General features: G+C 23.4%; 11 protein-coding genes. 2 read left to right on the forward strand and 9 right to left on the reverse strand.

The window, feature by feature from the left end:
• Window positions 1-10 precede the first annotated feature (10 nt).
• Genes AAHM99_RS00435 through nusA form a run of 3 tightly spaced genes read right to left on the reverse strand, consistent with a single transcriptional unit; the run spans window position 11 to window position 1,938 of the window.
• The gene (locus AAHM99_RS00435; protein WP_342274837.1) at window positions 11-319 is read right to left on the reverse strand and encodes a L7Ae/L30e/S12e/Gadd45 family ribosomal protein; all 309 of its coding nucleotides are present in this window, start codon (window positions 317-319) and stop codon (window positions 11-13) included.
• A complete protein-coding gene (gene rnpM, locus AAHM99_RS00440) occupies window positions 310-579 on the reverse strand; it encodes an RNase P modulator RnpM (RefSeq protein WP_342274838.1) in 270 nt (89 codons plus the stop codon). The genes AAHM99_RS00435 and rnpM overlap by 10 nt, the downstream gene beginning before the upstream one ends.
• A 9-nt stretch (window positions 580-588) precedes the next feature.
• Window positions 589-1,938: a transcription termination factor NusA gene (nusA, locus tag AAHM99_RS00445; protein ID WP_342274839.1), complete on the reverse strand. Its 1,350-nt coding sequence runs from the start codon at window positions 1,936-1,938 to the stop codon at window positions 589-591.
• Window positions 1,939-2,148: 210 nt separating this feature from the next.
• Here nusA and AAHM99_RS00450 point away from each other — a divergent pair, with 210 nt between their 5' ends.
• Entirely contained in the window at window positions 2,149-2,724 is a 576-nt protein-coding gene (locus tag AAHM99_RS00450; protein WP_342274840.1) for a DNA-3-methyladenine glycosylase I, read from the forward strand.
• Window positions 2,725-2,734: 10 nt separating this feature from the next.
• Here AAHM99_RS00450 and AAHM99_RS00455 read toward each other — a convergent pair whose 3' ends face one another.
• From AAHM99_RS00455 to AAHM99_RS00480, 6 genes are all read right to left on the reverse strand, one after another.
• A complete protein-coding gene (locus tag AAHM99_RS00455) occupies window positions 2,735-5,452 on the reverse strand; it encodes a DEAD/DEAH box helicase family protein (protein ID WP_342274841.1) in 2,718 nt (905 codons plus the stop codon).
• A 182-nt stretch (window positions 5,453-5,634) separates the two neighbouring features.
• Complete coding sequence (locus AAHM99_RS00460) at window positions 5,635-6,423, reverse strand: IS3 family transposase (RefSeq protein WP_342274842.1); 789 nt, start codon at window positions 6,421-6,423, stop codon at window positions 5,635-5,637.
• Complete coding sequence (locus tag AAHM99_RS00465; protein ID WP_342274828.1) at window positions 6,402-6,767, reverse strand: helix-turn-helix domain-containing protein; 366 nt, start codon at window positions 6,765-6,767, stop codon at window positions 6,402-6,404. The genes AAHM99_RS00460 and AAHM99_RS00465 overlap by 22 nt, the downstream gene beginning before the upstream one ends.
• A 149-nt stretch (window positions 6,768-6,916) precedes the next feature.
• Window positions 6,917-7,843: an ATP-binding cassette domain-containing protein gene (locus AAHM99_RS00470; protein WP_342274843.1), complete on the reverse strand. Its 927-nt coding sequence runs from the start codon at window positions 7,841-7,843 to the stop codon at window positions 6,917-6,919.
• 9 nt (window positions 7,844-7,852) lie between these two features.
• Window positions 7,853-9,298 carry a PDDEXK family nuclease gene (locus AAHM99_RS00475; RefSeq protein WP_342274844.1) on the reverse strand — a complete coding sequence of 482 codons (1,446 nt, stop codon included), beginning with the start codon at window positions 9,296-9,298 and terminating at the stop codon, window positions 7,853-7,855.
• A 323-nt stretch (window positions 9,299-9,621) separates the two neighbouring features.
• Window positions 9,622-11,538, reverse strand: coding sequence for a lipoprotein (locus AAHM99_RS00480; protein ID WP_342274845.1), 1,917 nt, complete (start codon window positions 11,536-11,538; stop codon window positions 9,622-9,624).
• A 234-nt stretch (window positions 11,539-11,772) separates the two neighbouring features.
• On the opposite strand from AAHM99_RS00480, the gene AAHM99_RS00485 reads away from it, so the two are divergent.
• A partial coding sequence (locus tag AAHM99_RS00485; RefSeq protein WP_342274846.1) for an ISNCY family transposase occupies window positions 11,773-12,828 on the forward strand: 1,056 nt, incomplete at its 3' end.

The following is a 12,828-nucleotide window of genomic DNA, read 5'->3' on the forward strand; positions in this document are numbered from 1 at the left end:
TTCTCCTTTCTTATTCAATGTTTTTTAAAATTAACTTTACAAAATTATCATCATTAATTCCAATACTTTTAATATTGTTTCTTCCAATAGCCTTGCTTAATTGTTCGGAATCAAATAAATTATTAATAATTTTGACATTATAAAATTTTGCCTTATCATTGATTTTTTTTAATTGACTTTTTCCCATGTCAGAAGTTGTTAGTACAATTTTTACTTTTGTTAGTTTAATTTGATCAAAGAGTTTTTCTCCATAAACTAATTTGCCTGCAGATGAAATCATTCCTAAAGAACCTAATAATTTATCTATATTTAGTCCCAATTTAATTTTACCTCTTCTAAAAGTTTTTCATAGAATTCATTTCCCAAACTAGTCTTTAAATTTCTTTCTAAAGCTTTAGTTTTTTTTACTTTTTCAAGTGCTTCTATAGTTGGTCTTATATAAACACCTCTGCCATTAGCCTTCTTTGTATTATCAATAAAAACTTCACCATTTTTATTTTTAACAATTCTAATTAATTCAACTTTTGGATACATTTTATTAGATGCAGCATCTTTTCTAAGACTTATATCTTTTGACATTTTTTAAAACTATTTTTCATAGTATGAATCATAACTGTCATCAACATTATCAATACTTTCTTCGAATTCAAAAGTATTATCTTCTTCACTTAGACTTTCAAATGCTGCAATTGATGCTTGAATTTCATCAATTGATTTATCTTCTTCAATAAAAGCAATTTCTTCTGCTTCTTCTTGTTTTTTGATAAAGTTTTTATCTTTATTAAAGTTACCTGCAGTTTTTTCTCTTCTTTTGTTAACTTTATTTAGGAAATCTGGATTACTTAATTCTGCTTCATCAATATTTCCATTTCATTTAATTTCAATTTCTTTTTCCTTAGCATTTTCCAATGAAAAAATATTAATTTTCATATTTACAAGATTTGCAACTAATCTAGCTGCCATCCCTTTTTTACCAATTGCTAATGATAATTGTTCATTTGGAACAACTATAAAACACTCATTATTTTCTTCATTAATATCAATACTAATTACTTTAACAGGTGCTAATGAATTCATTACAAATGTCTTTTTATCTTCATTTCATAAAACTACATCAATTTTTTCACCATTTAATTCCTTAGTAATATTTTTAATTCTGCTTCCTGATGCACCAACACAACTTCCAATTGGATCTACACCCTCTTCGTGTGAAAATACAGCAATTTTAGCTCTATGTCCTGGTTCTCTGGCAACTGATTTAACTTCAACTATTCCCTCAGAAATTTCTGGAACTTCAGTTTCCATTAATCTTGTTAAAAATTCTGGATGAATTCTTGAAGCTTGAATTTGTGAATGCTTATTATCTCTTGAAACTTCTTCAATATAGAAACAAATTCTATCATCAATATCAAAATCTTCTCCTGGAATAATTTTTTTATTTCAAATTGGAATGATTGAACCGTTAATATCGACTAAATAACTATTCTCTGTGATATCTTTAACAAATCCACCAACAATTTCATGATTTTTTGATAAAAATTCTTGATAAATTTTATTTTTTTCACCTTCACGAATTTTTTGCTTAATAATTTGTCCTACTTGCATTACAGCTATTTTTGAGAAATCTTCTTGAAATTCCACTGGTTCATATACATTGTCACCAATTGAAACATTTTCTCCATAAAGTTCTTTAGCTGTATTTAAGCCAATTTCTAATCATTCATCTTCTATTTTTTGAACAACAGTTAAAATTTTAAATACCTTAACTTGACCAGTATTTTGATCAATATCTACTCTTACTGTTGCTTCGGGATCAAATGATTTTTCATATGCTTTTTGAAAACCTTCTTTAATACCCTCCAAAACAATATCTTTGTCTATTTTTTTATCTTGTACGATTTCAAAAATCGCATCTAATAGTTTTGCACCATCTGTCATGGCTTTTAATCCTCCTATAAATTTTGTCAATTATGTTTTAACAAATATAAAAGAAGACTTGCGTCTTCTTTTACTTTAAATATGACACTTTAATTATAACTAAATTATCTAAAAATTTGTATTTTTTTATTAATTTAAGTAAAAAAAATAAATTAAAGCCTATTTTCATATAAAGCATAGACCTTTTATATATAATTTGATTGTATTTAAATGAAAAAAGGAAATGAAGTAATGAAAAAAAGATGTCAATGAGCTAATAAAAATGTATTAAATGAGCAATATCACGATAATGAATGAGCTAAACCAATTTATGACGATAAATTGCTCTTTGAAATGCTTATTTTAGAAATAAATCAAGCTGGACTAAGTTGAGATATTATTGTGAAAAAAAGAGCTAATTTTAGAGATGCATTCGATAATTGAGATTATCATAAAATTGCTCTTTATGATGAAAAAAAGAAAGAAGAATTAATACTAAATAAAGGAATTGTTAGAAATAGACTAAAAATAAATGCTGCTGTAAATAATGCAAAAGCTTTTATTAAGATTCAAGAAAATTATGAAAGCTTTAGTAATTTTATTTGGTCTTTTACAAAAAATAAAATAATCAATAACTCAATTGAAGATGAAGAAATTACCCCTTCTTTTTCTGAATTATCAATAAAAATAGGTCTTGAATTAAAACAAAAAGGTTTTTCATTTTTAGGAAAGACAACTGTATATTCTTTTCTTCAAGCAATTGGCATTGTTAATGACCATTATAATTATTGTTCATTTAAAAATTAGAGAATAAAGATTAATTTACATCAAATTCTGCTGTTAGATATTGTTCACTTAACATCTTATTATAAGTTCCTATGCCCACAAATTTATATAATTTTAAAAACATATTCTTCTGTTCATAATTTTGTTTATCATGAAGAAATAAGAATTTCTTAATAGAATCATTATTAAAATCCTTAATTATCTTATGTTCTATTGACATAGTCTCGGGAATAGATCAATAAAACTTATTTGTGGATTTATTATATTTTGTTAATTTACCATAACTAGTTGAGTCTTCATCAGCCAAAATAACTTGTTTGGAATTATCAAAAGTTAAGTAACCAGCTTGAAAGGTTAATACTTTCATCTCATCTCTATAATGTAAAAAATTAGTTCTTCCTAAGACTGATAAACATTGCTTTACAGTATAAGTAGAATTAGCTACTAATAACTTATCAAAATTTCCTTTATAGTTTAAAATTTCATGTTTTAATTTATATTTTAAAATTAATATAAGTTCTTCTATTATTAATTTATTATTTATAATAAATTCTTCTACAAGGTCGCCTATTTCCAAATAGTTAGGATATAAAGATAAAAACTTTTCCATACTTGTTATCTCGTATAAAAAGGAAGTCATAAGTAAATTATCAAAGTCTAAATCTATATTGCTTTTATTAATTTTTCCCTCTAAACGATTTAAGAAATAACTTATTATTTGATGATTATCTAAAAAAATAAATTGCTTTAGTATATTTTTATTTCTGTTTGTATTATTTTCTTTATCTTTAAATTTTGATATTTCTTTCGCTGTTTTTAAAAATAGATCATCTAAAACATTATAAAAATTTTGTAAAGAGAATTCATAGTTTGTAATTATTTTTTCTAAAGAGTCATTACCATATTTTTTATAATATTTTATAACTTTGTTTTTTATAATATTTTTGCTTCCATATCATTTTTTCAAACTCTGTAAAATTATATTCTCAGTATGCTTTTCTAATGTTATTGTTGAGTTATAAGGCAACCCATTTTTAATTACATTAAAATTTGTTCCAATTATTTGAGAACTAAATAGGTTTCTTATTCCTAAAGTAAGATCATATTTATTATCTATATTTGATATTAAATCATATACTTCTAACTTATTTTTTAATTCTGTTTTTCTAAGTCCTCTACCCAATTGTTGCAAATATACAGTTTTTGAATTTGTCGGTCTTAATAATATTATTGTATTGATCTCAGGTATATCTATACCCTCATTAAAAATATTTACTACACATAAGTAATTAATTCTACCAGTTTTAAATTCATACAATATTCTTTTTCTATCTTTATTATTTTCAGCTGTTAATGATTCCGCTCTTAAATTTTTTGATTTTAAAAAATTAGAAATAATATTAGCATGTTCTATTGTAATGCAAAATATTAAAGCTGTTGGTCTAGCAAATATACCCAAGTACTTTTCAATAGTCTTATATAATAATTCATTTCTAGACTGTGTATTAATTTTTTTAAATATCTCCCTATCAGAATTTATATCAACTCCCTTTAAATCAGTTGACGTATCATCAATACAATAATAATCAAAAGGACATAATAACTTTTGATTAATAGCATCTCATAGTCTCAATTCAGAAGCAAATTCATTATTAAAATATTTTTTTATATCTTTTCCATCTTCTCTTTCAGGTGTTGCAGTCAAACCAATAATTTGTTTAGGTTGAAAAAAATTAAAAGTTTTTTCAAATGAGTTTGCTGCAATATGATGGGCTTCATCAAAAATTAATATATCAAACTGGCTCTTTGAAAAATCATTTATCTTATTTGAAAGAGATTGGATAGTTGCAAAAAGATGTAAAGGTTTCTCACTAATTATTTGACCATCATATAAAACCTCTCCAAAATTAGGATTATTCAAAACCTCTCTATAGGTATTTAAAGCTTGATCAATAATTTCTCTTTGATGTGCTAAAAACAAAATACTTAGATTTCTATTTGAGGTTTCTCATTGTCTTTTAAAATCAAAAGCCGAAACTAAAGTTTTTCCAGTTCCAGTTGCCATTACAATAAGATGTCGATTCTTTCCTTGAAATCTTCTATAGTAAAGTTTATCTATAATATCTTTTTGAAATTTATATAAATTTCTTTTTTTGTAAATAAATGAGTTATCTAATTCCAAATTATTTTTTTGATCCTGATTCTCCTTAATTTTTTGAATTAGTAAATCTCTTTCATAAGCATCTGAAAAATCAACTAAATTATCATCTCATAGTAAATTAAATTCATCTATCATTTTTTGAACTAAATTATTATTTTCTTTTGAAGCAAATTTAATATTTCATTCTCTTCCACTAATCATTCCCTTATAAGTTAAATTAGAAGAACCTACTATTGCACTATTAAAATTTGTTTTTCTTTTAAAGATTGCAGCTTTAATGTGTATTCTCTCACTATGTCCTTCCAAATTATCTTCTATTCTTATTTGAATATTGTCATAACTCTCAACTAATTTTTTTAGCTCTTGTAAATTATTGAATTGAGACAAATCGTCAAATGTTGTAGAGATTATTTTTATTGAAATTTTATTTTCTTGACAATAATTAAATGTCAATGAGATCTTATTTAAAATAGATTTTGATATAAAAGGATAAATTAAATATACTTCATCTGATGTTAAAATTTCATTTTGTATCTCGGTTAAAAGTTGCTGCTCATCTTTATTTGTAAAAAATTTATCTTCTTTCATAATTTTTATTTGCTCCTATATTTTAAATTAATAAAAAAAGATAACAAAATGTTATCTAAGCATATTATGTCAAGTATAGAATAGCTTTTTTATTCTATTTAGAACACCATGTTTCTCATGGTGTTTTTTCATGCTTTACCATTATTCTTTTGAAATTATAAAATTGAATATACTCCAAAACATTATTGTATACTTCTTGAAAAGAGTTCAAGTTCTTTTGATATCACTCTGTTTTTAAAGAAGAAAAAAAAAGTTTCACAAGCAGCATTATCTAGTGAGTTTCCAGGTCTACTTAAAGATATAGAGATTTTATTCATCTTACAATACATCTGACTAAAAATTGATGTATATTGAAAGCCATTATCTGAGTGAATTATTAAGTTCTTATTTTTTAGCATATAGCCTTCAGCCATTTTCAGTGTTCTAAAATAAATTTTATTATCATTTCTCATAGATATATCATATCCAACTATAAAGCCAGTATTAACATCTTTCATAATACTCAAATATGCAAACTTATTATAACCATAAGGCAAATATGTAACGTCCGTTACAAATAATTCACCTTTATCAAAACTATTTCATTGCCTATTAACAATATTAGGGTATTTAGAATTTCTAACTTTGATCTCTTTTGGTTTTATATTTCTCTTTATTCTAATTTTTGATCTTATTCCCAAAAGTTTCATATATTTATAAACTAATTTATTTGAAACATTGATATTATAAAAGCGCTTTAAAACTATATTGATTCTAGGATAACCATAAATATGATTATAATAATTAAATATCTCTAAAATATAATCGGCTAAAACCTCATCAAACTTATAATTAAATGAGGGCCTTTCTTTTTTTACTCACCTGTAATAACTTGATTGTGTTGTTTTAAGTGCTTTACATAAAAAAATAATTGATCAATCAGATTTATTTTTCTCAATATAGTTATACTTTAATTGTTGTTTTTTTCTCAATCCTCCAGGAACTGATTGAACTTTTTTAGTATCTCATTCTCCATTTCTAAAAGTTTATTTTTCTTTTTAAGTTCCAGAATCTCTTTTCTAAATGGGTTATTTTTTAGCTCTATATCAATTTTTTTAATTCCTGCGGTTTGTCCCTTTCTTGAAGAAATCTTCTTGAGATATTCAATTCCATATTCTTCATATCCTAAAGCTCATTTTCTTGCAGCAGAATATGAAACATTATGTTTTTTTGCTAATTTCTTTCAACTTTGTTGATTAATTGCTCAATCCTTTGCAACTTCTATTTTAGTTTCCAAAGATACCATATTTGATTTATTTCCTTTAAAATTTGCCATATAAAAAATCCTCTTCTATATAGATTATATTAGAATTTTTTTATTCTAACTCTATACATAGAGGATTATATTCATAACAAAATGTTATCTTTTTTTATTAATAAACAAGTAAATTATATAACTATAATTTATATTTTAGTATAAAACAATTATTTAATTAGTTCGTTATTTTCAAGGGCTTTATGAATAGATTCCATATTTATTGGTAACTTTATAAGATTGTTTAATGGTAAATTATTTTTAATTAAATATAAAAATAAATAGTTAATCTGTCTATAATTATCAACTGCAATAACCAAGGAGTTCTCATAATTATCATATTTAAAGGATTTAATATTCTCTTGTAATAAAAACTCTCTAAATTTTTCTACATCAAATAACTCCTTAATAAATAATTTGTACTTGGAATAAATATTCAATTCTTCTTTTGTACCTTCAAATATTTTTTTACCATTTTCTAAAATAATATAATCATCAATAATATCTGAAATCTCATCAATATTATGAACAGTGATAATTATTGTTTTACCTTGGTTTTTAAAATCTATTAACAAATTTTTAATTTTATTTCTTCAATATGAATCTAAATTTGCTCCTGGTTCGTCCATAATAATTATTTCTGTATCTTTAATAAAACACAAAATCAAATTTAAACGATTTTTCATTCCTCAAGAAAATTTACTTATAATTTTATTTCTTGCTTCTCATAAATCAAAGAATTTTAGTCAATACTCAATTTTTGTCTCTCTATCCTTTTTATTTATTCCAAGAATTATACACATGGTTCTTAAAAAGAAGACAGCATTAACACTATATAGTGAGAAATCTGTTTGAGTATAAAAACTAATTAGTTTATTAATTTTATAATGTGATATTTTTTTTCTTGATACTCCATTGATATAAATATTTCCTTTAAAATTTCTTATAGATCCAATTATGGAGTTAATTAAAACACTTTTACCACTTCCACTAGACCCAAGAATTGCTGTTATTTTTTGGGAATTAATATCCATATTAAGTTCACCAATCTGATGAGTTTTAAATTTTTTTACAAAACTTCTAATATTTATTTCCATATTTATTTCCTAACTTAAATCGAATTTGCTATACCTATAACAAATCATTGCAAAAAAACCAATAGATAATAAAGATTGAATAGCCAAATATATTCATGGCTTTGTATAATGGTTATAAGAATTCTTATCTATAATATTAAATTCATTTAATTTGAAAGTGTAATTGCTATAATTTAGAAACATATTTTTTTGATTATTCAAATCAATTTTTGATTTTGAACCATTTTTAAATCAAAAATCCTTATAAGAAAATCCCGATAGTTCTGTATAATTATTTCAAATACCATTAAATAAATTTAAATTATTATATAAATCAAATTTACTTCTTGCAGAATAATAGTTATTTCATCCATCATTTTGAACATCAACTGAATATTTAGAAGCAACAATATACTTACTAGTATAATTTATAAAATACTCTTCTAACACCCTTGATGCTAGCATTAAAGGAAAAAATAAATCATTTCTTATAAATGAATTTTCAATTGTTCCAGCTTTTAAAGTGAATCCACTTTGTAAAGAAGCTGATGAATTTAAATTATATTTATAAATATTTGTTAAATAATTTTTTTTAAATACAGCGCTTATAGTTTTATTATCTTTATAAATTTTACTTTTAGATTCATCAATAAAAGCAAATTCCTCAAAGTAATCACTTGTAAATTGTTGAAAATTTGGTAGATAGCTTTGAATAGTTTCTAGAAAATCACTTAAATCTTTTAAGATTAAACTTAATTTCTTATCACTTTTTTCACTGTCTTTTATTAGTTCCATTAATTTTTCTTTTGAAATGAATATATTTTTTAAATATATCTCTGTATCAATTGAATCATCTGGTTTAAAGTCTTTCAGATCAGTCATACTTGAACCAACAGGTAAATTTTTTATCTTTAAATTTTTTCCATTAATTAATGTTTCTTCTTTTTTAATAATATTTAGTTTGCTTCAAAAGTTATTTATTCTTTTATTTATTGAATCCTCTAAAATAAAGTCTTCTCTAGTAAATTCATTTTCTTTAACCATAAATTCATTTAGAGCATATGCTAAATATGGATATTTTATTTGATAATTTAATATATATTTTTGTAAGTCAAATGAATCATATAAGTCATTAACCTTATAAATCTGTCCATTATTATAATTGAACTTTATTGTTCCTTGACTTTCTTTTGCTTCTATAAATTGACGAGGAATGTTTGAAAGAAAAGTTATAGATATTAATAGTGTACAAATAATCGTTGTAAACTGAATATTTGAAAATAATAAAAGTAGTAAAATAAAAGCCATTAGAAAAAATGAAGATACAAATGAATATACAAAAAAAGCTAAGTTTAGTTTTATGATTAAATTAAAATTCTCTGTTAATAAGTATCCAAATAGCGAAATTAATAAAGTAGAAATGATTATATTAAATAAAACCACAATATTTATTAAAATATATTGACTTATCAGCATTTTAACTCTTGAGACTTGATTTGCTAAAACTAAATATAAGAGTTTATTCTCTATAGAGTTAACAAAATAAAACTGCATTGATCTCAAAACTAAAAGAAAGATAAATAATGATATATAAATTAAAATATAAAAATTAAAAAATATAACTATTTGCTCTCCTGATGTCAAAAAAAATAAACTAAGAGCAAAGAAAAATGGAAAAAGCAATAATAATAAATTTAAAACTATAAATGATTTTTCATGAAATATAATTTTAAAATTAAATATTAATAATTTATTAAAGGATATACTATTTTGCATTTTCATAGTTTTTAAGTAAAAAATTAAATTTTACTTCTTTCAATTATTATTGAGTTATCTGCAATTTCTTTTCCATATTCTTCAAATACAAATACAATATTTAAGAAATTAAATTTTAAAAGAATTCCAGTTTTTCTTTGCTTATAGCCTGCATATCTTTTAACTTGCTTATATCCATTTTCTGTTTTCTGAACATCTGAATAAATTCCAAAATAGGTTGTCTCTGGAGTTTTATCTGATACACTTCCATTAGGATAATAATTTGTAAAGTATAAATTAAAAATTCCTTGATGACCATTTTCTAATAATTTATCTCTAAAATCAATTTGATTATCATTTAATAAGGATAGACTTTTATTAACTCAGTCAACAAAACTTCCATTACTCTCTTTTTGTAAATTATCTCAAATATTTGCTTCAATTTCTTCATCTCTAACTTTACCACTAAAAGCAAATGGTGTTTGAAATTGACTACTTCCATTTAGTATTGTTGATTCTCTTGTATCGAAAACATTTTGAAATGATTTTATACCCTCAATAGTATTAAAGTAAATTGCATTTCCAAATGATGTATCCTTAATTAAATTTTCACCATTTAAATCCTTATTTTCAGCATTATCAATTGCTAAAGAGTATTTTATAGCCACACTATTTATTGGTAACTTATAGTTTGAGTTAATTACTAAAGATAATCCTTCAAGAGTAACTTTACCATTTACTAATGAGTTTGTATTTTTATTAGCTCCGTTATAGTTACTTTCTGTTAAAAAAGTTTGAAATAAAGCTTCATAGTTTTGATACATGGTTTTTATATTTTTATTTAATAAACTAAAAACATCTTTATTGACATTTTTTGTACCATAATCTTTAAAATTTACTTCATTTCCACTTTCCTCTATATTTATTAAAATTGATTGATTTGCATCTTTATAATCTTGACCATCCTTTTCATTTAGGAAGGCATTGTAATTATTTGCTTCTACTTTTGAATAAATTGAATTTTTAGAAATAGTTGGCTTATTATTAGATGAAAACTCTAATTCAATATTTATTTCACTCAAATATTTATTTTTAATAAAATTTATAAATTCATCTCTAAAATCAGTTGAAGTATAAATATTATCTATTATTGATGATCTTTTTTTACTATTAAAAAAATTAAATATTTTATAGCTAGCTCTTTTATCCAAATTTAATAAACTATTTTGATAATCTAATCAAGAGAATTTACTTTCACTACTTAGGAAATCATTTTCAATATTTTTTTGAATTTTATCAATATTTTTTAATAAAACCTCATCATTTGTATAAGTAAAGACTAATGGAATTGTTGTATCAAAGTTTTGCTTATTACCATCATTATTTTTAAATTGAATTGTAATTTTTAAATTAATTACTGTTGAAGATAAAAAGTAATTGGGATTTGGATTTGACTCTTCATTTTCCTGTCAGTCTTTATTTGTATATTTAATATCAATAGAATTTTTATCAAAGTCTAATGAATCAACTACTTCATTATTTCAAATGATTACATTAAACTTATCTGAAGAGTTTGCTAATTCATTTAATTTATTTCTTAGTTCAACTGTTCTTAAAATATTATTAAAGTCAGTTACTATATCATCTTTTAAATTCTCAGTTAAGTCTTCTCTAACATTTAAACCATCTGGATTAGTATTTGTTCCATATTTTTCAATATTTTTTCTATTAAAAAAGTTATATACTCCATTATCATCAATTAATCCTAGTAATTTATCTTTTTTAGAATTAATAAATGAATCCATAATTTCGCTTGATTGTTTTTTAAATTGTTCAATCAATTCCGAAACATCATTATTTTCTTCAATTGGAGGCTGCTTTTTATTTCCACAGGCAATAACTGAAGTTGTTGCAGAGGAAGCTATTCCTAAACCTGCTAATATAGTTAATAATTTTTTCATTTTTCTCCTTCACAAAAATGTTTGAAAAAAAAATTAAATAAGTACTAAGCTCTTTGTTCTTAAAATCAATATTATCTAAAAAAAAAAAAAAAGCAAGGGCCTTGCTTTCTAAAAACATAAAAAATTGTAAATAACATATGATAATGTCTCAATGTGTAACAAATAGAAATGTCCCAATATTTATATAAATATTGATATCCTCCAATTACAATTAAGTATTAGAGGTAACAAATTATGAAATTAAAAAGGAAATTAAGTTATATGGAGAATTTAAAATATAAAACAATTAAAAAAGTTATTTCTGGGGAAATAACAAAAATGAGAGCAGAGCAAATTCTTAACTGCACACGAAGAACAATTAATAGAAATATTAAAAGATTATCAAATGAAGGTATATCTGCATTTATACATAAAAACTGAGGTAAATTATCAAATAGATCCACACCCTATGAAATTGAACAAAAAATATTAAATTTGAGAAATGAAAAATATCATGACTATAATCTAGTTCATTTCAAAGAATCCTTAGAAGAATATGAAGATTTAAAAGTTAGTTACACTTACTTAAGAGATTTATTATTTAAAAATGAGGTTTACTCCCCTTATATGCACAGATCAACTAGAAAAGAATTAATTAGACAATTAAGACAAAAGTCCTTAGAAAATAAATTAACAAATAAGGAACAAGAGTTTTTTAAAGATAAGATTATTAGTTTAGAAGAATGTAGACCCATGCAAAATAGAAAGGAATATTTTGGAGAAAGAATTCAAACAGACGCATGTAGCCATAATTGAGTAACCAATGAAAAATGATCGCTACATGCTTTCATTGATGACTCAACAGGAAAAGTATTAGCAGGTTATTTTGATTATCAAGAAACATTATTTGGATATTATACAGCTACAAAACAAATGTTTCTAAATTATGGAACTCCTGAGGAAATACTTACAGATAAAAGAACAGTATTTTATTATAAGACAAAAGAAAAAGAGTCTACTGAAACAGACTCTAATATACAGTATGCCTTTACGTGTCAACAACTTGGAATTAAGCTAACAAGTACTAGTTGCGCGCAAACCAAAGGCAAGATTGAACGTCTTTGAGGTTCTTTTCAAAAACGACTTCCCCAAGAACTAAGACAATTCAATATCAAAACTATTGAGCAGGCCAATGATTACTTAATTAATGTTTTCATACCTAATTTTAATCACAAGTTCTCTACTCAAATTGATAATAACAAAAATAAAATGAAAATTTGAAATAAAAATACGGATATTAATTTTGTTTTA

This window comes from Spiroplasma endosymbiont of Cantharis lateralis (assembly GCF_964030855.1).
GTDB lineage: Bacteria > Bacillota_I > Bacilli_A > Mycoplasmatales > Mycoplasmataceae > Spiroplasma_A.